Origin of the sequence: Streptomyces tibetensis (genome assembly GCF_040647715.1) — a bacterium.
Lineage (GTDB): Bacteria > Actinomycetota > Actinomycetes > Streptomycetales > Streptomycetaceae > Streptomyces > Streptomyces tibetensis_A.
The window spans coordinates 56,377-75,551 of the sequence record NZ_JBEZCR010000011.1; the positions used below are offsets into that span (position 1 = coordinate 56,377).

The following is a 19,175-nucleotide window of genomic DNA, read 5'->3' on the forward strand; positions in this document are numbered from 1 at the left end:
TCCTCGGCCTCTGCTGCGACGGGACCCGCTCCGGTCCTGCGACCGAACCTGTGACCGGAACCCCCGTCGGACCTGCGACCGCACTGGCGCCGGGCCTGAAGGCGTCCTTGTGGCCGGACGCACCGAGCCCGGTGACAACGGCGTGTAGCGGTGGTTTCCGGTGGTCGCTGCGCGGGGAGCCGTGTTGCGGAGCCCGTCCGGGCCGCGCATAGTTGCGCTGCGGATGACGGGCGGAACCGGGGGTGGGATGGGCGATGGCCGGGCACGGGGCGGATGAGCATCCCCATGGTGCCGACCGGCTGTGCGAGACCGGGGATCGCGTGTACTCCCGGGCCGTACGGCGCGGCCGGGTGCCGCGCCGGGACGCGGAACCGGTGCCCTGCCTGCTGGAACTCGCCCTGCTGCACCCCGACCCCGACGACATGGACTGGCTGGTGCCGACCTCCCCGCAGGAGGTCATGACCCGGCTGCTGCGCGGGATGTACGACGAGGTCAGCGCGAGCCGGCGGCGGGTGGGTTCGGCCGTCGCGGCCGTGGAGTGGTACGCGGGGCTGGGCAACCGGGTGCGGCCGGCCGCACCGGCTGCGGAGGGCCCGGCGATCCGGGTCCTGGACGGACTCGCCCGCATCCAGGCCGCGATGGACGAGGCGACCCAGGCGTGCACGGCAGAGGTCCTCACGGTGCAGCCCGGCGGCATCCGCCGTGAGGCGGAGCTCTCCGAGGGGCTGCACCGGGCGCTGGCGCTGCGCGGCCGGGGCGTGCGGATGCGGGACCTGTACACCCATGTCGCCCGGCACGGGCAGGGGTTGCTGAACTATCTGGAGCTGATGGGCGACGCGGTGGAGGCCCGCACGCTGGACGAGGTGATCGACCGGCTGATCCTCTTCGACCGGACGGTGGCGTTCATCCCCGCCAACTCCGACCGCACGATGGCCCTGGAGCTACGGCATCCGGCGATCGTCGAGTACTTCGTCACGGTCTTCGAACGGCTGTGGCGCCTCGCCATCCCTCTCACGGCCCCGCTCCCCGACACCGGCATCGAGGGCATCTCCCACCGGGAGCAGTCGATCGCGGCGCTGCTGGCGGAGGGGCATCAGGACGCCGTCATCGCGGAACGGCTGGGCATAAGCGTCCGGACGTGCCGGGCGCACATCGCGCGGCTCTCGGAGACGCTGGGGGCGGCGAGCCGTACGCAACTGGGCGTGCGCATCGCCCAGGCGGGTCTGGACGGCCCGCCACACTCCACGACGTCCCTCAATGTTCCTGGTCAAGGATCCCCGAGCGTCCGATGAGGAACCCGAGCTGAGCCCTGCTCTGACTGCCCAGCGTCGCGGCGAGCTTGGCGATGTGCACGCGGGCGGTACGGATGTTCATCCCCAGCCGGTCGGCGATGACGGCGTCGGTGTGGCCTTCGACGAGCAGGGCGGCGATGGCGTGCTGGCGGGGGGTGATGCCGTCGGGGGAGGGCTGGGGGGCGGATGTCGGGTGCATGGGGGTGGCGAGACGCCACAGGCGGTCGAACGTGGTGACCAGGTGGCCCACGAGAGCCGGGTGGCGGATCTCCAGGGCGAGTTTGCCGTCCTTGTCGGCCGGGATGAAGGCCACGGCGCGGTCGACGGCGATGAGGCGGTCGGGCACCTCGTCCAGTGAGCGCACCTCGATGTCGCCCTTCAGCCGCTCGCACCGGGCGGCGATGGTCGGGAAGTGGCGCAGCGTGTGAGGGTAGAGCGTGCGTATCCGGCAGCCCCGGTCCAGCGCGGCCTGGTCGCGGCCGAGCGAGGCGGCGTCGGCGGCCTCGCCGCGTGCCCCGGTGAGTCCGGCGCGGGGCTGGACGGTGACCAGTTCTTCGGAGGCGTCGGCCACGGCGTCGGTGATGGCCCGGTTGATCTGTTCCGTGCCGGTGTGCAGCCGGATCACGGGACTCTCGGTGGCCGCGGGTCCGTGACCGGCGATCCGCATGAGGGAGCCGAACGTCTCGGCCAGCCGTGCCTCACGCTGCCGTTCGTTCGCGATGCGCTCCCCGGTGCTGCGCAGCAGCCGGTGCAGCGCGACGACCGGGGCGACGGGCTCCAGGCGGGCGGGGTCGTCGAGGGCGGGATGCAGCAGGCCGAGGTCGACGAGGCACGGGGCCGAGTGGGCCTCCCCGGCCGGTAACCGTCCCTCGCGCAGTGCCCGCTCGTACAGGTCCGTGCCCGCGGAGCACAGGTCTTCCGTGCCGTGCTCCGGATGCGGTGCGCTCACTGGGGCGCACCCGCGCGTTCCAGGATGCCGGACTGTGCGATGAGGTAGCCGAGCTGGGCGCGGCTCCCGCTGCCCAGGGCGTGCGCGAGCTTGGCGATGTGGGCCCGGCAGGTACGGACGTTCATGCCCAGGCGGCGGGCGATGGCCTCGTCGACATGACCCTCGACCAGAAGCTTGGCGATGGAGTGCTGGAGCTCGGTGATGCCGTCGGGGGCGGTTTCGTAGGGGGCTCCTGCGCTCAGCGGGACGGCTCGGTCCCACATGAACTCGAACACCTTGATCAGGTAGCAGACGAGACCCGGATGACGGAGTTCCAGTGCGACCTTCTGGTCATCGCGGGTGGGGATGAACGCGACCGTCTCGTCGCAGATGATGAGCCGTTCCATCAGCCCGTCGATGGTCCGGTGTTCCACCTTGCCGTCGGAGAACTGGCCCGCGTAGGCCAGCCTTTCGGGGTTGTGCCGCGCCGTGTGGGGATACAGCGTCCGTATGCGCACACCACGTTCGATCAGCGGACGGTCGCGTTCCAGCCCCTGGATCAGGCTGCGTTCGGGCCGGTGACCGCTCGGCTGGATCGTGAGCATCTCGGTCTGGCACTGGGCCGTGGCAAGGTTGAGCGCCGCGTTGATGCGCTCGCTGCCCTCCAGCACGGTGATGGAGTCGCTGGACGTCGTGGTCTGTGCGCTGAGCGCCATGAAAGGGGCGAAGGTGTCGGACAGTTCGATCGACACGCGCCTGCGCTCGGTGATCTCGTTCTCGATGGGATTGAGCCGCTGCGCGAGTGCCACGGCCGGGGGGACGGGGCGCAGCCAGTCCGGGTCGTCGGGGTCCGGGTGGAGAAGGGCGAACTCCATGAGGCAGGGAGCCGCTTCCACGTCCGTTCGCAGAACGCGTCCCGCACGCAGGGCGTTCGCGTAAAGTCGGCCACCTTCCTCGCACATCTCGGTCACCACATGGGGATGTGTCACCTTGGTCCGATTCGTTGTCAAATCTCCACCCCCCAGGGTCCTGAACATGCAGGAACATGATGCATCGATTCTGTGGCCATGACGTGCCCGAATGAGCCATCGTCGTATTCGACGGGGGAAGAGGGGACCTTCAAGTGAGGACGAAGCCGACTATGCGTAACAGAATGCTTCGCTTGGGGCTTGTCGCCGCCTTCTCTGCCGTCGTGGCCTTCGGAACCGTGAGTGGCCTGTCGGACGCGAACGGCGATGACCGGGCGGACAGTGTCTGGCCGGCGGCTGCCAAGAGTCATGTTCTGGCCGACAGTGTGTGGCCGGCGGCGGCCAAGTCCGAGGTGGCCACTGCAGACGGAGCCGGGAGCTGACGTGACCACTCCACCCGACGACCGTTCCTTCCGGCGTGAAATGGCCACCGCCTACCGCTCCGGCTGGCACTTCATCGACCTGGTCACCGCCATCCCCCACAGCGGTGACTCGTTGATGGTGACCGTGTTCGGCGAGCCGGTGGTCGTCACGAGGGACGACGACGAGGACGTACGGGCGTACCGGTGTCTGCGGCGGCCTCGGGGGGCGCCGCAGCCAGTGCGATGTGCCGTACGGTACGGAATGATCTTTGTGAACCTGGACCAAAGGGACCACCGGCAGGTGGAGGCCGACGCTCCCGCCCCGAGGACCATCTCTGCCACCCCCCGCAGTGCCTGACGCGATTCCCCCGTCGTAACAGATCGCTCAGGTGCTTCCCCCCGCAGCGGCGTCACCGTGACCTGAACACGGTGACGCCGCTGCAGTTTTCCGGGATATTTCCGGGTATCGACAAGATTCGGCAGTGGCCGGATCTTGTCGATCAGCGGTGTGGATGTTCACTTGTGTCAACCCCGCCCCATCGCCCGCGTCAGGTGGATCTCGATCACCACGCGCGCCGGATTCGGTGACGGCGTCCTGCCGTAGCGCTCCGCGTAGCGCCGCTCCGCCTCGGCGACCCGGTCCCGCTCCTCGTGGACGAAGGCCCGGCCCTCCAGCGTCGCCCAGCGGCGGCCCTCCAGCTGGCAGACGGCGACGGCCGCCCCTTCCTCACCGGCGGCCCGTACGTACCGCACCTTCGCGCTCCCCCTGTTGGTGATCACCCGAGCCAGACGGGCCTCGGGATCGTATGTGACCCCGACGGGTACCAGGTGCGGAGTGCCGTCCGGGCGGGGAGTCGTCAGGGTGCACAGGTGCCGCTCCCGCCAGAAGCCGAGATACGACGGGTCCGGAGCACCGGGGTCCACGGAGTACTTGGTCGCCATGCCCGGAACTTAGACCCCCGAGCCTCCACGAACCGTCCTTGAGTGCACTAGACTCAACTTTGTGCAAGCCGTTCGGGTCAGTGCAAGGAGGAGAACGCGAACGTGGACGCCGAGCTGACCAACCGGAGCCGGGACGCGATCAACGCTGCCAGCAACCGGGCCGTGACCGAGGGACACGCCGACCTCACCCCTGCCCACCTGCTGCTCGCGCTGCTCCAGGGACAGGACAACGAGAACATCACCGACCTGCTCGCCGCGGTCGACGCCGACCAGGCCGCCGTGCGTTCCGGAGCCGAGCGCGTGCTCGCCGGGCTCCCGAGCGTGACCGGGTCGACCGTCGCGCCGCCCCAGCCCAACCGCGAGATGCTGGCCGTCGTCGCCGACGCGCAGGCCCGCGCCAAGGACCTGGGCGACGAGTACCTCTCCACCGAGCATCTCCTCATCGCCCTCGCCGCGAAGGGCGGCGCGGCCGGCGAGGTGCTGTCCCGGCAGGGTGCCGACGCCAAGAAGCTGCAGGCCGCCTTCCAGAAGACACGAGGACAGCGCCGCGTGACCACCGCAGACCCCGAGGGCCAGTACAAGGCCCTGGAGAAGTTCGGGACCGACTTCACCGCCGCCGCGCGCGAGGGCAGGCTCGACCCCGTCATCGGCCGGGACCAGGAGATCCGACGCGTGGTGCAGGTGCTGTCCCGGCGGACCAAGAACAACCCCGTGCTGATCGGTGAGCCCGGCGTCGGCAAGACCGCCGTCGTGGAGGGGCTCGCCCAGCGGATCGTGAAGGGCGACGTGCCCGAGTCGCTGAAGGACAAGCGGCTCGTCGCGCTCGACCTGGGCGCGATGGTCGCCGGGGCGAAGTACCGGGGCGAGTTCGAGGAGCGGCTGAAGACCGTCCTCGCCGAGATCAAGGACTCCGACGGGCAGATCATCACCTTCATCGACGAGCTGCACACCGTCGTCGGGGCCGGTGCCGGCGGCGACTCCGCCATGGACGCCGGGAACATGCTGAAGCCCATGCTCGCGCGCGGTGAGCTGCGCATGGTCGGTGCGACGACCCTCGACGAGTACCGCGAGCGGATCGAGAAGGACCCCGCCCTGGAGCGGCGCTTCCAGCAGGTACTGGTGGCCGAGCCGACCGTCGAGGACTCCATCGCGATCCTGCGCGGACTCAAGGGCCGCTACGAGGCCCACCACAAGGTCCAGATCGCCGACAGCGCGCTCGTCGCCGCCGCGTCGCTGTCCGACCGGTACATCACCTCCCGCTTCCTGCCCGACAAGGCCATCGACCTCGTCGACGAGGCGGCCTCCCGGCTGCGCATGGAGATCGACTCCTCGCCCGTCGAGATCGACGAACTCCAGCGCGCCGTCGACCGGCTCAAGATGGAGGAGCTGGCGATCGGCAAGGAGACCGACGCCGCCTCCCGCGAGCGCCTGGACAAGCTGCGCCGCGACCTCGCCGACAAGGAGGAGGAGCTGCGCGGCCTCACCGCCCGCTGGGAGAAGGAGAAGCAGTCCCTCAACCGCGTCGGTGAGCTGAAGGAACGCCTCGACGAGATCCGCGGCCAGGCCGAACGCGCCCAGCGCGACGGCGACTTCGACACCGCCTCCAAGCTCCTCTACGGCGAGATCCCCGCCCTGGAGAAGGAGTTGGAGGCCGCCTCCGAGGCAGAGGAGGAGGTTGCCAAGGACACCATGGTCAAGGAGGAGGTCGGCTCCGACGACATCGCCGACGTCGTCGCCTCCTGGACCGGCATCCCCGCCGGGCGGCTGATGGAGGGCGAGACGCAGAAGCTGCTGCGCATGGAGGACGAGCTGGGCAAGCGGCTCATCGGCCAGACCGAGGCCGTGCGCGCGGTGAGCGATGCCGTGCGGCGCTCCCGTGCCGGGATCGCCGACCCGGACCGGCCCACCGGGTCGTTCCTCTTCCTCGGCCCGACCGGCGTCGGCAAGACCGAACTGGCCAAGGCCCTCGCCGACTTCCTCTTCGACGACGAGCGGGCGATGGTCCGCATCGACATGTCGGAGTACGGCGAGAAGCACAGCGTGGCCCGCCTCGTCGGCGCCCCGCCCGGCTACGTCGGCTACGAGGAGGGCGGTCAGCTCACCGAGGCCGTACGCCGCCGTCCGTACTCGGTCGTGCTGCTGGACGAGGTGGAGAAGGCCCACCCGGAGGTCTTCGACATCCTGCTCCAGGTGCTGGACGACGGGCGCCTGACGGACGGCCAGGGCCGCACGGTCGACTTCCGCAACACCATCCTCGTCCTGACGTCGAACCTGGGCAGCCAGTTCCTGGTCGACCCGGTGACCAGCGAGCAGGAGAAGCGGGAGCAGGTGCTGGAGGTGGTCCGCACCTCCTTCAAGCCGGAGTTCCTCAACCGCCTGGACGACCTGGTCGTCTTCTCGGCGCTGACCAAGCCCGAGCTGGAACGCATCGCGAAGCTCCAGTTGGAGCGCCTGGCCAAGCGGCTCGCCGAGCGGCGGCTCACCCTGGACATCACGCCGGATGCGCTGGCCTGGCTCGCGGAGGAGGGCATGGACCCGGCGTACGGCGCCCGGCCGCTGCGGCGGCTCGTCCAGTCGGCCATCGGCGACCGGCTCGCCAAGGAGATCCTGTCCGGCGAGATCAAGGACGGCGACACGGTCCGGGTGGACCGCTTCGAGGACGGGCTCCTGGTCGGACCGGCCACCGGAAAGACCCTCTGAACGGCCCGCCCTGACGTCGGCCCACCGTGCACTTCCGGAGCCCGCCCTTCATATCGGCCCGCCCCGCACTTCCGGGGCGGGCCGATATGTGCCGCTCCGCTCTTCGGGGGTGGGCCGATTCGTGCCGCTCCGCACTTCCGGGGCGGGCCGATTCGTGCCGCTCCGCTCTCAAGGGCGTCCGATTCGTGCCGCTTCGCGCCCGCCGAGGCCGGGCGCGGTGATCGGCGGGTGCGCCGGGAGTCGTCAGCGGCGCTGCCGCCCGGACAGCACTATTCGGCCAACTCGCCACCCCCCTCCCGCGTTCCGCATCTTCCGCTTCCCGGCATCGTCGCGGCGCGCGGCCGTGTTCGAACGACTTTTCGTTTCCGGCTCGCCGATTCCGCTCAGGGGGCGGTTCTCGGCCATGTCCTGTCGGCCCTCTGTCCGCATGTTGCTGGTGTGCCTAAAGTGGCCGGGCTGCCAGATGAAGTGGACCTGACCAGTCCGTCCTGGTGCGTTGACCATCCACGGGGGGATTCAGCCATGCATGTCATCCTGCGCGCCTTCACGCCGCCGCCTGCCCGCTGACGGGGAGGGAACACCCAGCGGCCCGCGCCCGGACAGCGGCGGCCCCCGCAACCTTTCCGCTCGGCGAGAACGCGTCCGCGTTCCCCTGCCGACGTTCCCTCCGCACAGGTGACCAGCCCCTGTCCGGTGCACAGCCCAGCCCTCGCGTGTCCCCACTCCAGCCAGAAGGAATGCCCATGCGCAAGCTCCTGACCGCAGCCGGTCTCACCTCCTCCGCCGTCGCCCTCGGCGTGCTGCTCGCCAGCCCGGCCGCCGCCTGGACGGCCTCGTCCCAGTTCGACGTCGTCTTCCCCGGCCAGAAGCCCCAGACGACCTATTTCGTGGAGAACACCGGCGCGCACACCACGTCGAACGGCAACATGACCGGGAAGTCGGTCGTCTACTGGCAGCTCGGCGTCGACCAGGTGATCGACGCCTCGAAGCGGTTCACCAGCTTCAAGATCACCACGCGGGTCGAGGCCCGCCTCGGCAAGACCGCCGAAGACGAGGTCGTCACCAAGAAGACGTGTGACATGACCGCGGTCCTCAACGACCACTACGCGTGGTCCTACGACTCTCCGGAGAACACCTGCGTCGCCCCGTCCGCCACCTACGACGGTGAGCTGTGGTGGTCGTCGGACGCCACCATCGTCTACGACATCGAGGGGGACGGAAAGGGCGCCATCACCCAGGAGCTCCCCGGCACCGCCCTCATCCACGGCTGACCGGCGGAAACGCATCGCCCTTCCACGACACCGCTCCGGAGAACAGACGTGATACGCAAATCGCTGACCGCCGCCCTCGTCGCCACCGCCTCGGCCACCGTGCTCGTGCTCACCAGCGGCACGGTGGTGCACGCGGGCGAGGAGCCCACCTCCGAGCCGACGGTCACCGCCACGCCGGCGGACGAGGCACCGGCCACCCAGGTGATCGCCGAGTACAACGGGCGGGAGATCAACCTCGCCGAGTCGTGGGAGGGCGCCGACAGCTGCACCGAGCTGCCCAGCGGTGAGGTGCACTGCTACGACTCGGACACCGAGGCGTTGGCCGACCCCGAGCTGCCCGCGGAGATCCGCGAGCAGACGCGGAAGGCCACCGCCGCCCCGGCCGCCGCCCCCGCCGGAGCCCGCGCGGCCGCCGCGCCGCCCGACAACTGCGTCGCCGACTACTGGTGCCTGTACATGGACGCCAACTACAAGGGCAGGCTCCTGCGGCTGTTCTCCGACGGCAAGAAGGACCTCGACGAATGGGGCTGCCGGGACAAGCTGAGCTCCGTCTACTACTGGGTCGGCCGCTACTCGGTGAACTACGGCGACGCGAAGATCACCGACCTGCGCTCCTGGCCCGTCGAGGACCGGGTCCGGCGCCTCGACCCGCCGCGCGGCTATTCCAACTTCCGCAACCTGGACTATCCGGGCGGCGGGAACTGGAACGACAAGGTCGACATCTTCGAGGTGCGGCGCGCCTGACAGGTGCGCCGGGGCTGCGGCGAGGTACCCGGTGTTTCCGCCCTCCGGCCGGATCCTGTCAGCCGTGGGCTGACGGGGCCGGTCGGGGCTTGCCACCCCCCTCCCCGCATGGGGGAGGATGGCGGAATCCGTACGAAGGGAAATTCACGGTGACCATCGACCCGTCCTCGATTCCGAACTTCGGGGGCCAGCCCGAGCCGCAGCCCGGCGGTCCGGCCGGCCCCGTCGTCCCGGATCAGGACCTCGTGAAGCAGCTCCTCGACCAGATGGAGCTCAAGTACGTCGTCGACGACGAGGGAGACCTCGCGGCGCCGTGGGAGCAGTTCCGCACCTACTTCATGTTCCGGGGAGAGGGAGACCAGCAGGTCTTCTCCGTGCGGACGTTCTACGACCGGCCCCACGAGATCGAGGCCAAGCCGCAGATCCTCGAGTCGATCGACGACTGGAACCGCCGCACCCTGTGGCCCAAGGTCTACAGCCACACCCACGACGACGGCACGGTCCGCCTGATCGGCGAGGCCCAGATGCTGATCGGCATGGGCGTGAGCCTGGAGCACTTCGTCTCCTCGACGGTCAGCTGGGTGCGCGCCGCGATCGAGTTCGACAAGTGGCTCGTCGAGCAGCTCGGTCTCGAAGAGGAGATCAACGAGGCGGAGAAGCCCGAGGACGACGAGTAGGCCCCCCGCCGGGCCCCTGCGGCGCGTCGGCGCGTACGAGCGAGTACGCGCTGTACGCGCCGTCTGCTTTTTCCGGTGCCTTCCGGATGCCCTCCGGATGCCCTCCGGATCGCTTCGATCACCGCGTGGCGCCGTACCGGGCGGAGGGAGGGGCGGCCACGCTCCGGCCCTCCAGATCGGCGGGCCCTTCTCGGCTGCCGCTGCCGCTGCCGCCGACGGCGTCGGGCGGAAGTCGCAGCTCCGCCCACACCGTCTTGCCCACCGGGCGGCGAGGTGCCGACCCCCAGCGCGCGGCCAGGGCGTCCACCAGGAGCAGTCCCCGGCCGGACTCGCCTTCGGGATGCGACGAGGGCGCCACCGTGGGCAGTCGCTTCGCGGAGGCGGCGTCCGCGACCTCGATGCGCAGCAGGGCCGCAGCCCGGTCGAGGGCGAGCCGGAGACCGAAGTCCCGGCCGGGGACCCGGCCGTGTCGTACGGCGTTCGCCGCGAGTTCGCCGACGACGAGGGCGACCGCACACGTGGCGTCCGATGCCGGAGGGTAGCCCCCTTGCTCCATCCATCGGACCGCGTGCCGCCGGGCGAGCCGCGCACCGTGCGGGGAGGAGGGGAACCGCAGGGTGAGCGGTCGGGGTTCATGCCCGTCATGCCCGTCCCCCGGGGTGGCGGTTTCTGTCAGCACGGCCTGTCCGTCCCTTTCCGTGGAGCGAAGGTGTGTCGCGACGCACACGAGTCATCACGTTCCGTACTCAAGGATCGACGGATCGTCCTACGCTCGACAGGTGGTGCAGCCTTACTTTTGAGGCGGTAAGGAACGGAAGTGATGCTTTGGTCAACGGAATTGACCCCAGTGCGTCGATGGCCGCCCTGTTCGGTGCGCGGGTGCGCAGGCTCCGTACGGCGGCGGGACTGACCCAGGCCGAGCTGGGCGACCGAACGCATGTGGTGAGCACGCGGATCACGCAGGTCGAGCGGGCTTCCGGAGCGAGGCCGACGCTGGAGCTGGCGCGTGCGCTGGACGCGGCCCTCGGCGCGGACGAGTTGCTGGTGGAGCTGTGGCCGCACGTGTACCGGGAGGCGTTCCCGGACTGGTCGCGGAGGTTCATGGAGTACTCGGAGCGGGCGGTGGCCATCCGCGAGTACGCGTCTCACGTGGTCCCCGGCTTGCTGCAGACCGGGGACTACGCGCGTGCGGTGCTGAGCGTCGGCCGGACACTCGGCAGCGAGGAGCAGCTGGAGGAACGGGTCGCCCTTCGCCTGGGACGGCAGGAGCGTCTCGGTACGCCCGGCCGGCCCGAGCTGTGGGCGGTCCTCGACGAAGCGGTGCTCCGGCGACCGGTCGGCGGCCCGGCGGTGATGCGTGAGCAGTTGGAGCGACTGCTCGGCACCAGGGCGGAACACCACATCACCGTGCAGGTACTGCCGTTCGACCAGGGCGAGCACGACGTCATGGGCGGTTCGCTCACGGTGCTCACCCTGCCGGACGGCTCGGAGGTCGCCTACACGGAAGGCGCGCACCACGGCCAACTCATCGAGGATCCGGACGAGGTCAGGGACTTCGCGCTGACTTACGATCGGCTGCGGGCGGCAGCTCTGCCCCCGCTCATGTCGCTCGACATGATCCGATCCGTGATGGAGGACAACCACCGTGGAGCGAACGTCCCGTCCCGATCTGAACGGCGTCGTCTGGCGCAAGAGCAGCTACAGCAATCAGGAGGGCGGCAACTGCGTGGAGGTGGCCGACGGGTTCCGAGGGGCCGTCGTCCCGGTCCGTGACAGCAAGGCCCCGCAGGGCCCGGCGCTGTGCTTCCAAGCAGCTTCCTGGGCCGCTTTCATAGGCGGGTTGAAGGCCGGGCGGGACCGTTCCTGAGGCAGCCGGACTCCGGTCGCCGCCCGCATTCCGGGCTCACCGGGCCCTTGTCCGCGAGGGTCCGGCGGGCCGCTGACCTCCTGAAAGAACCGGGGAAAGAACTACCCGCCCACCCACCCTCCCCACGCCGGAAGGCGGGCATCACCCGTCCGAGTGACCGGCTTGCAGCGGCGGGTAACGGACCGTTACGTTCGCCGCGACAACCGCAAACAGATACGGCCCCCGGCCGGGACTGGCATCCCGATCGAGGGCCTGACCGATCAGGAAGTGAACGCCTTCCCGATGGATGACTCGCAGTCTAACGCGCGCCTGCGCGCCGACGCCGGAGTTCCGACCTCCGGTGTGATCCATGTACGCACCCGGCTGACGGCCGACTTCACGGTGATCTCCAACGCCCTCGTCCAGCGACGCGGCAGCGCGGTCACGATCGGCGTCGCGGCGTACATCTCCTCCCTTCCCGACGGCTCCTCCGTCACCATCACCGCCCTGTGCGGGCACTTCAGTGAGGGCGAGATCCTCATCTCGCGCGCGCTCAGGGAACTCGAAGCGGCCGGATACCTGGAACGCCGCCGCGAGCGCCTGCCCACCGGCCAGGTCCGCACCCGGACGTACTTCTACGACGTGCCCGGCGATGACGACCCGCCCGAGCCGCCGAAGCCGCGCCGGCCCCGGTTCGCCGTCCGGGAGGCGCCCCGACGGGACGCGGTGCTCGCGCCCGGTCTTGCGGAGCTGGGAAGCGCGGTGCTCGCTCCTGGTCCCGGGGAGCCCGGAAGCGCGGTGCTTGTGCCTGGTCCCGGGGAGCCCGGAAGCGCGGGGCTGGTGCCCGGTCCCCGGGGGCCCGCGAGCGCGGTGCCCGTGCTCGCCGACGCGGACCCCGAGGCCGTCGCCGTACTGACCGCCCTGCGCCGGGTGGACCCCCGGCTCGTGCTCTCCGCACAGGAGGCCGCCCGGCTGGCACCGGCCGTCGCCGAGTGGCTGGAGGCCGGTGTGGGGCCTCGGGAGATCACGGAGTTGCTGACCGTACGGCTCCCTGACCGCTTCCGGGCCCGCCCCGCAAGCGTCCTCGCCTTCCGCTTGAGGGAAACCCCGCTGCCGCTGCCGCCGCCTGCCCCGCTTCCGCCGGACGTGGGACGCCCGGTCGTGCTGCCCTTGCAGACCTGCGACGGCTGCGAGCGCGCCTTCCGCGCCGAGGGGCCCGGACACTGCCGAAGCTGCCGGGAGCGCCTCATCGGGGAGCCTCTGCGCGCGGCCGGATGAGCCGGTGAACGGGTGTGCAGCCCGCTCCCAGGATGGCAGCGCACCGCCCTGACCAGCACCGGGGCAGCTGGGCCGCACCGCTGGGCTCGGTGACGCGGCACTGTCCGTCGTATCCTGACCACACACGGGAAGGAGCCGTCCATGAGCGTCGACGCGATCGTGAACACCGAGTTCCCCAAGGGTTACACGGTCCTGTTCGGGGCTGACGGCAAGGTGATCATGACCCCGCAGAGCGTCGAGCACTCCAGCACGATCAAGTCCATGCAGTACGACACGGTCGTGTCCCTCGGACGCCATGCGAAGACCGTCTCCGACGTCTACATCGACTTCCCCGCCGACGAGAACTCCGCTCCCGATCTGGCGATCCTCCGCGAAGACGCCCGCCGGGAGGGCAAGCGCTACAGCTTCGAGGACGTCCTGCTGATCTCCGAGGTCGTCTCGACCTCCTCCGCACGCAAGGACTACGACGACTGCACCGCGAAGTACGGCCGCTACGGCATCCCGATCTACCTGGTCGTCGACCCCTACGCGCAGGAAGTCGTCCTCCACACCCAGCCGACCACCACCGGCTACATCGCGGCGCACACCCACCAGTACGGCACGGGCAAGCTCCCTATCCCCCTGGCCGACGGCCGCACCTTCACCCTCGATCTCGACGAGCTCCCGCGTCCGGAGCCCGAGGCAGACGCCCGTTGACGACGGAGTCCCGGTGCGGCGGCGCGGGTGCGTGGCGGCTCGGGGCAGCCGTGTACGTGTGGCCGGTACGCCGGATTTCCCGGAGGTGGGAATTTCCGGAGGTGGGAATTCCGGAGGCGCGTTGATATCAACGGTGCTGGAATCGTGGAGGGCCTCGCCGAGGAGAATCATTGAGCGCGCGCATCCTGATCGCCGAAGATGACGAAAAACAATCTCGTCTCATCCGGATCTATCTGGAACGGGAAGGCAACGCCGTGCAGGTCGTGGCCGACGGCCGGGCAGCGCTGGAACGGGCACGCTCGACGGCGCCGGATCTCATCGTCCTCGATGTGATGCTGCCACTCGTCGACGGACTCGACGTATGCCGCATCCTGCGTGCCGAGGGCCACGAGGTTCCGATTCTGCTGCTGACCGCGCGGAGCACCGAGGAGGACATGCTCCTCGGCCTCGACCTGGGGGCCGACGACTACCTCACCAAGCCGTACAGCCCCCGCGAACTCACCGCACGGGTACGGGCGCTGTTGCGGCGCTCCAGGAAAACCGGCGCGGCCGGGAGCGAGGTGCTGCGGGTCGGCGCGGTCGAACTGGACACCGCCCGCTTCGAGGTCCGGGTGACAGGCCGTCCGGTGGCCCTGACTTCCAAGGAGTTCTCGATACTGGAGGCCCTGGCCCGCGAGCCGGGGCGGGTGTTCACCCGGGCCCAGATCATCGAGCGCGCCTTCGGCTTCGACAGCGACGTGCTCGAGCGCACGGTGGACGCCCATGTGCGCAACCTGCGCCGGAAGCTGGGGGACGACCCCGCCCGGCCGCGCCATCTGGAGACCGTGTACGGCCGGGGATACCGCCTGGTGGACGGCCAGTAGTGCTTCCTCAGGTTGGGGGCCAGGCGCCCGCCTGAGCCGCGCGAGGGGTCCTGACCGGGCCGGTCAGCCGGCGTCGGCCGACGGCCCGGTCGCGGCGAGCGTGACGGTGAAGGTCGTGCCGACGCCGACGGTGCTCTCCACGGCGATCGTCCCCTGGTGGTCGGTCACGATCTGGCGGGCGATGGACAGCCCCAGGCCACTTCCTCCGGTGGCGCGGCCCCGCGCCGCGTCCGCCCGCCAGAAGCGGTCGAAGAGATGCGGCAGGTCCTCGGCGGGAATCCCCTTTCCGGTGTCCCGCACCTGGAGGAACGCGAGATCGCCCTGCCGCGCCAGGGCCAGTGTCACCGTGCCGCCCGGTGCCGTGGCCCGCAGTGCGTTGCCGACCAGATTGCCGACGACCTGGCGCAGCCGGTCGGCGTCGGCGACGACGTCCACAGGCCGCGGCGCCTCGAGCCGCAGCGCGACACCTGCCGCGTCGGCCTGGGCACGGTGAGCCGTGCCCGCGGCTTCGAGGAGCTCGCGCAAGTCGACGCGGCCCCGGTGGTAGGTGAGCGCACCGGCCTCGGCCAGCGCGAGATCCTGCAGGTCGTCGACGATCCGCTGCTGCAGCAGCGCCTCCTCGTGGAGGGAGTCGAGCAGCTCCGGGGTCGGCTCGACGACCCCGTCCCGCAGTGCCTCCAGATAGCCGCGCAGATTGGCCAGCGGGGTGCGCAGCTCGTGGGCGATGTCACCGGTGAGGCGGCGCTGGCGTTCCTCGCCGGCCTGGATGGACTCCGCCATCCGGTTGAAGGCACGGCCGAGTTGGGCGATCTCGTCCCGGCCGGAGACGGGCACCCGCCGCCCCAGGTCCCCCTCGCCCAGACCCCCGGCGGCCAGGGTCATGGCACGGACCGGGCGCAGCACCGCCCGGCTCAGGAGCAGCGCGCCGAGCACGGCGGCGAGGGCGACGCCGCCCGCGACGGCCATCGTGGGTGCCGCGGCGAGGCTGGGCGGGGACTCGTCCCGGACGCCGAGACGGATCACCAGGCGTGGCGGGGCGGCGGAGCCCACGCGCTCGTTGAACACCCGCTGCAGGCAGGTGGTGAACTGCTGCTCCGATTCGCAGGTCCGGATCACCTCGAGGTCCTGCGGAGTCTGCGGGTCCGGTTCGCCTTTCGGCTCCTCGCACTGTTCCGGCCGGCGCTCGGTGCCGATCCGCGGCACGCCGGTGTCGTCCGGCCGGGCCGTCACCTCGGCCCCCGCCCGGGTCAGACAGGCCGCGTACACCGCTTCGGCGCGGTACTGGGCGATCGCGGTCGCCGTCAGCTTCATCGAGGTCCGCGGCAGCTGTCGCGCGGGGATCCGCAGGACGGGACGCGGGTCGACCAGCACGGGCGGCTGGTTGCTCACAGGGCGGGGGGTACGGCCCTCGAGCGCGTCGGAATCGGCGAGCAGGACGTCGTTCTCGGTGGCGACCCGGATGCGCTGGCCGGTGTCCTCGGCCAGGCGCCGCACCGTCGGTGAGAGGCCTTCCCAGGTGCTGTGCGCGAACCCGTACGCGCGGAGGTCGCCGGTGATCCGGGAGACCTCCTGCCGTCCCGCGGTGACACTCTCCTGGACCTGGCGGTTCGCCTGACGCAGCGTCAGCCAGCCGGTGGCGGCGGTGGCGGCCATCGCGACCAGCATCAGCAGGCCGAGTACCCGAAGCCGGAAGCTCATCGCGTGCCACCCCGCCCAGCTGCGAGGACGTGTGTGCCGGGCGGGACCCGGACGCTCGTCAAGGGGGCGCTCCCGGCCGAAAGGGCAGTGGAGTGGCGTATTTCCGCTTCCGGCATTTTCGGCCTCTCATGGGCAGTAATTGGACGGTTAAGGGCGGAATAATTTCTTCAGCGTCTCTTTGGCTGTGATCGTACTGACGCCACTTGCACCCCGATTGGTGCAGTGGTCGCTGTTTCGCTCAGGTGTCGTCCGACGGCCCGGGGAAGCAGTGCCGACAGAGAACGCATTCATGGGGGTTCAAAGTGAAGCGTCGAATTGCAGCTGTCGTACCCGCCCTTGCGGCGGTGGCCATGGCCGTCCCGCTCGCCCTCTCCACCCCGGCCACCGCGGCCGCGTCCTGCGGCAGGACCGCCTCCGACATGGACAGCAGCGCCTGGAACAGGACGGCCAACGGCGCCAACGAGAGAAGCGGCTCCAGCACCAACTGCGCCAGCAACGGCATCGCCTACAACACCCACCGCCTCGACTACCACTGTTACACGCGCATCGGCAGCGGCAACGAGACCTGGACGTACCTCCGGAACGACACCACCGGTACGTCCGGCTGGGTCCGCGACGACCTGCTGAGCGACGGCGGCAGCCTCGTCTACTGCGGCTTCTAGTACGCTCGCCGGCCCTCCCGCAGGAGTGCCGGGCAAGCAGGAGTGATGGTGCATCAGGGGCGGTCTCACCGAGGCCGCCCCTCACGCGTACGGCCGCCCGCCGACTCGTTCGGCCGCCCCGACTCGTTCGGCGGACGGGCCGCTCAGGAGCCGGACAGGGCCTCCGTCGGTGACAGCCGGCTCGCCCGTACCGCCGGATACAGTCCGGCGACCATGCCGATGACCAGGGTGCAGCCGATGCCCGCGGCACTCGCCCACACCGGGACGACCGTCGGCCAGTCGCGGCTGAGGGCGTAGACCGCAGTGATCGCCGTCCCCAGCACCGTCCCGCCGAGGCCGCCGATGAGCGACAGCAGCAGCGACTCCGTCACGAACTGGGTCCGGATCTGGCCGCGGGTCGCCCCCAGCGCCCGGCGCAGGCCGATCTCGGGGCGCCGCTCCAGGACCGAGATGACCATCGTGTTGCCGACCCCGACGCCACCGACGAGCAACGCCACTCCACCGAGGCCGAGCAGCAGCCCGGTGAGCGCCGACTCGGTGGCCTCGCGGGCGGCGAGCGCGTCGGAGGGCCGGGAGATCCGGACCTGCCCCGGTTTCTCGGGGTACGCCGTGGCCGGCAGCACGCCCCGTACCGCCGCGATCTGGCTGTCCTCGGCGCGGACGTAGACCGTCGACGGATGGCCGTCGAAGCGCAGGTACGTCCGGGCCGCCGGCCAGCCGACCAGCGCCGCGCTGTCGAGTTCCGGCGCGAGCGGTACGGGATCGAGGACGCCGACGAGGGAGAACCAGCGGTCGCCCAGCCAGACCCGGGTCCCCGGTGTGTACACGTCGAGCCGGACCGCGGCCGTGGAGCCGAGCACGACCGCCGGGTACTGCTCCGTCGCGGAATCCAGCCAGCGGCCCCGGCGGACGTGGCCGCCGACGGCCGGGAGCAGGCGCCTGTCGGCCGCGAGGACCTCCAGGGAGCCGGTGCGTCCGATGGCGATGTGCTCATTGCGGTAGATGTGCGCGTCGGTCGCGCCGGTGGCGGCGACCTGCTGCACGGGCGGGATGCGGCCGATCATCGGGACGGCCTCGTGGGGCAGTTCGGCCTCGGTGCCGTCGAGTGAGTCGCCGGGGGCGACGCGCAGCAGGTTGGTGCCGAGCGCGTCGAGTCGGCGGTCCACCTCCGCCCGGCCGGAGCCGGAGATCCCGACCACCGCGATCATGGCGGCGACGCCGATCGCGATCCCGAGCGCGGAGAGGAAGATCCGCAGGGGCCGCGTCCGCAGCCCGGTCCCGCCGAGCCGCACGATGTCCTGGGGACCGAGGCGGGCGGCCCGCAGCCGGCCGCCCGTGCCACCGACGTCATCGCCCGCTCGTCCGCGGCCACGTCCGTCGCTTCCGCGGGGGCGGCTCCCGCGGGGGCCGGACGGCAGGGTCGGCGGGGCGTCGTCCATGGGCGGGCCGTTCGTCGTGCCGTCGGTCATCGGACCGCCTCGCTCGAAGCGTCGTCCTGCGCCTCGCTCGGCGCGTCGCTCGGCGCGTCGTCCGGCGCGGAATCGGTCGCGGTGTCCGCCACCACGCGGCCGTCGCGCATCTCGATACGGCGGGGCAGCCCGGCCGCGATCTCCCGGTCGTGGGTGATGATCACGACGGTGGTCCCGGCGGCGTTCAGCTCGTGCAGCAGACCGAGTACGGCCTCTCCGGAAGCGGAGTCCAGGTTGCCGGTCGGCTCGTCCGCCAGCAGGACCGCCGGTTCGCCGATCACCGCCCGGGCCACCGCCACCCGCTGGCGCTCGCCGCCGGACAACTGGTGCGGGAGGTGGTGGACGCGGTGGCTGAGGCCGACGCGTTCCAGCGCCGCCGCCGCGCGGGCCCGGCGACGGCGCAGCGGTACTCCGGCGTACAGCAGCCCGTCGGCCACGGAGTCCAGGACCGGAACCCCTACCGCCAGATGGAACTGCTGGAAGACGAAGCCGATCCGGGTGGCCCGCAGCGCCGACACCTCACGGTCCGTCAGCCTTGCCACGTCGTGGCCGTCGACCAGCACGCGCCCGGCGGTGGGCCGGTCGAGGCTGCCCATGAGGTTCAGCATGCTGGACTTGCCCGAGCCCGACGGGCCGACGACCGCGACGAGTTCGCCGCGCCCGATGCGCAAGGTCACGTCCCGTACCGCCGCCACACCACCGGGGTACGTCTTGGAGACCGCGTCGAACTCCACGACCGCCGATGCTCCGCTCACTCCGGGATCCTCACGTTCATGCCC

Annotated in this window: 19 protein-coding genes; 12 read left to right on the plus strand and 7 right to left on the minus strand. The window is 70.8% G+C overall.

Annotation, left to right across the window (positions count from 1 at the left end; all coding sequences use genetic code 11):
• Window positions 1-254 precede the first annotated feature (254 nt).
• A complete protein-coding gene (locus AB0B29_RS27475; RefSeq protein ID WP_362244146.1) occupies window positions 255-1,292 on the plus strand; it encodes a helix-turn-helix transcriptional regulator in 1,038 nt (345 codons plus the stop codon).
• Here AB0B29_RS27475 and AB0B29_RS27480 read toward each other — a convergent pair.
• Window positions 1,255-2,241 carry a helix-turn-helix transcriptional regulator gene (locus tag AB0B29_RS27480; RefSeq protein WP_362244147.1) on the minus strand — a complete coding sequence of 329 codons (987 nt, stop codon included), beginning with the start codon at window positions 2,239-2,241 and terminating at the stop codon, window positions 1,255-1,257. The two genes, AB0B29_RS27475 and AB0B29_RS27480, sit on opposite strands and share 38 nt — an antisense overlap.
• Window positions 2,238-3,257, minus strand: a complete 1,020-nt coding sequence (locus AB0B29_RS27485; RefSeq protein WP_362244148.1) for a helix-turn-helix transcriptional regulator — start codon at window positions 3,255-3,257, stop codon at window positions 2,238-2,240. The genes AB0B29_RS27480 and AB0B29_RS27485 overlap by 4 nt, the downstream gene beginning before the upstream one ends.
• Window positions 3,258-3,611: 354 nt before the next feature.
• Here AB0B29_RS27485 and AB0B29_RS27490 point away from each other — a divergent pair, with 354 nt between their 5' ends.
• On the plus strand, window positions 3,612-3,908 hold the full coding sequence (locus AB0B29_RS27490) for a (2Fe-2S)-binding protein (RefSeq protein ID WP_078955969.1): 297 nt from the start codon (window positions 3,612-3,614) through the stop codon (window positions 3,906-3,908).
• Between the two features lie 167 nt (window positions 3,909-4,075).
• Here the strand turns inward: AB0B29_RS27490 and AB0B29_RS27495 are convergent, their stop codons facing one another.
• Entirely contained in the window at window positions 4,076-4,492 is a 417-nt protein-coding gene (locus tag AB0B29_RS27495) for a pyridoxamine 5'-phosphate oxidase family protein (RefSeq protein WP_362244149.1), read from the minus strand.
• A 102-nt stretch (window positions 4,493-4,594) separates the two neighbouring features.
• On the opposite strand from AB0B29_RS27495, the gene clpB reads away from it, so the two are divergent.
• The 4 genes from clpB to AB0B29_RS27515 all read left to right on the plus strand — a co-directional run bounded on the left by clpB (window position 4,595) and on the right by AB0B29_RS27515 (window position 9,884).
• Window positions 4,595-7,192 (plus strand): ATP-dependent chaperone ClpB, encoded by a 2,598-nt coding sequence (gene clpB, locus AB0B29_RS27500; protein ID WP_362244150.1) that lies wholly within the window; start codon window positions 4,595-4,597, stop codon window positions 7,190-7,192.
• Between the two features lie 743 nt (window positions 7,193-7,935).
• A complete protein-coding gene (locus tag AB0B29_RS27505) occupies window positions 7,936-8,463 on the plus strand; it encodes a hypothetical protein (protein ID WP_362244151.1) in 528 nt (175 codons plus the stop codon).
• Window positions 8,464-8,511: 48 nt separating this feature from the next.
• Window positions 8,512-9,207: a peptidase inhibitor family I36 protein gene (locus tag AB0B29_RS27510; RefSeq protein WP_362244152.1), complete on the plus strand. Its 696-nt coding sequence runs from the start codon at window positions 8,512-8,514 to the stop codon at window positions 9,205-9,207.
• 149 nt (window positions 9,208-9,356) lie between these two features.
• Window positions 9,357-9,884, plus strand: coding sequence for a YbjN domain-containing protein (locus AB0B29_RS27515; protein WP_053670429.1), 528 nt, complete (start codon window positions 9,357-9,359; stop codon window positions 9,882-9,884).
• 118 nt (window positions 9,885-10,002) lie between these two features.
• Here the strand turns inward: AB0B29_RS27515 and AB0B29_RS27520 are convergent, their stop codons facing one another.
• Window positions 10,003-10,563, minus strand: a complete 561-nt coding sequence (locus AB0B29_RS27520) for an ATP-binding protein (RefSeq protein WP_436845888.1) — start codon at window positions 10,561-10,563, stop codon at window positions 10,003-10,005.
• 176 nt (window positions 10,564-10,739) lie between these two features.
• Here AB0B29_RS27520 and AB0B29_RS27525 point away from each other — a divergent pair, with 176 nt between their 5' ends.
• From AB0B29_RS27525 to AB0B29_RS27545, 5 genes are all read left to right on the plus strand, one after another.
• Entirely contained in the window at window positions 10,740-11,657 is a 918-nt protein-coding gene (locus tag AB0B29_RS27525) for a helix-turn-helix domain-containing protein (RefSeq protein WP_362244153.1), read from the plus strand.
• Entirely contained in the window at window positions 11,617-11,751 is a 135-nt protein-coding gene (locus tag AB0B29_RS27530) for a DUF397 domain-containing protein (protein ID WP_362244356.1), read from the plus strand. The genes AB0B29_RS27525 and AB0B29_RS27530 overlap by 41 nt, the downstream gene beginning before the upstream one ends.
• Before the next feature lie 282 nt (window positions 11,752-12,033).
• Window positions 12,034-13,008 (plus strand): hypothetical protein, encoded by a 975-nt coding sequence (locus AB0B29_RS27535; protein ID WP_362244154.1) that lies wholly within the window; start codon window positions 12,034-12,036, stop codon window positions 13,006-13,008.
• 141 nt (window positions 13,009-13,149) lie between these two features.
• Window positions 13,150-13,704 (plus strand): Uma2 family endonuclease, encoded by a 555-nt coding sequence (locus AB0B29_RS27540; protein WP_362244155.1) that lies wholly within the window; start codon window positions 13,150-13,152, stop codon window positions 13,702-13,704.
• Between the two features lie 170 nt (window positions 13,705-13,874).
• Window positions 13,875-14,567: a response regulator transcription factor gene (locus tag AB0B29_RS27545; protein WP_362244156.1), complete on the plus strand. Its 693-nt coding sequence runs from the start codon at window positions 13,875-13,877 to the stop codon at window positions 14,565-14,567.
• 63 nt (window positions 14,568-14,630) lie between these two features.
• Here the strand turns inward: AB0B29_RS27545 and AB0B29_RS27550 are convergent, their stop codons facing one another.
• Window positions 14,631-16,265: an ATP-binding protein gene (locus AB0B29_RS27550; RefSeq protein ID WP_362244157.1), complete on the minus strand. Its 1,635-nt coding sequence runs from the start codon at window positions 16,263-16,265 to the stop codon at window positions 14,631-14,633.
• Window positions 16,266-16,567: 302 nt separating this feature from the next.
• Here AB0B29_RS27550 and AB0B29_RS27555 point away from each other — a divergent pair, with 302 nt between their 5' ends.
• Window positions 16,568-16,927, plus strand: coding sequence for an SH3 domain-containing protein (locus AB0B29_RS27555; protein WP_362244158.1), 360 nt, complete (start codon window positions 16,568-16,570; stop codon window positions 16,925-16,927).
• Between the two features lie 143 nt (window positions 16,928-17,070).
• On the opposite strand, the gene AB0B29_RS27560 is transcribed toward AB0B29_RS27555, so the two are convergent.
• Together AB0B29_RS27560 and AB0B29_RS27565 are read right to left on the minus strand one after the other, a co-directional pair.
• Window positions 17,071-18,396, minus strand: a complete 1,326-nt coding sequence (locus tag AB0B29_RS27560) for an ABC transporter permease (RefSeq protein ID WP_362244159.1) — start codon at window positions 18,394-18,396, stop codon at window positions 17,071-17,073.
• Window positions 18,393-19,151 (minus strand): ABC transporter ATP-binding protein, encoded by a 759-nt coding sequence (locus AB0B29_RS27565; RefSeq protein ID WP_362244160.1) that lies wholly within the window; start codon window positions 19,149-19,151, stop codon window positions 18,393-18,395. Before AB0B29_RS27565 ends, AB0B29_RS27560 begins: the two co-directional genes overlap by 4 nt.
• Window positions 19,152-19,175: the final 24 nt, after the last annotated feature.

Excerpts from the sequence above, each read along its gene's own strand:
- AB0B29_RS27475 (WP_362244146.1), top strand. The coding sequence starts at position 255 with ATGGCCGGGCACGGGGCGGATGAGCATCCCCATGGTGCCGACCGGCTG.
- AB0B29_RS27485 (WP_362244148.1), bottom strand. The coding sequence starts at position 3,257 with ATGTTCAGGACCCTGGGGGGTGGAGATTTGACAACGAATCGGACCAAG.
- AB0B29_RS27490 (WP_078955969.1), top strand. The coding sequence starts at position 3,612 with ATGGCCACCGCCTACCGCTCCGGCTGGCACTTCATCGACCTGGTCACC.
- AB0B29_RS27495 (WP_362244149.1), bottom strand. The coding sequence starts at position 4,492 with ATGGCGACCAAGTACTCCGTGGACCCCGGTGCTCCGGACCCGTCGTAT.
- AB0B29_RS27505 (WP_362244151.1), top strand. The coding sequence starts at position 7,936 with ATGCGCAAGCTCCTGACCGCAGCCGGTCTCACCTCCTCCGCCGTCGCC.
- AB0B29_RS27525 (WP_362244153.1), top strand. The coding sequence starts at position 10,740 with ATGGCCGCCCTGTTCGGTGCGCGGGTGCGCAGGCTCCGTACGGCGGCG.
- AB0B29_RS27535 (WP_362244154.1), top strand. The coding sequence starts at position 12,034 with ATGGATGACTCGCAGTCTAACGCGCGCCTGCGCGCCGACGCCGGAGTT.
- AB0B29_RS27540 (WP_362244155.1), top strand. The coding sequence starts at position 13,150 with ATGAGCGTCGACGCGATCGTGAACACCGAGTTCCCCAAGGGTTACACG.
- AB0B29_RS27550 (WP_362244157.1), bottom strand. The coding sequence starts at position 16,265 with ATGAGCTTCCGGCTTCGGGTACTCGGCCTGCTGATGCTGGTCGCGATG.
- AB0B29_RS27560 (WP_362244159.1), bottom strand. The coding sequence starts at position 18,396 with ATGACCGACGGCACGACGAACGGCCCGCCCATGGACGACGCCCCGCCG.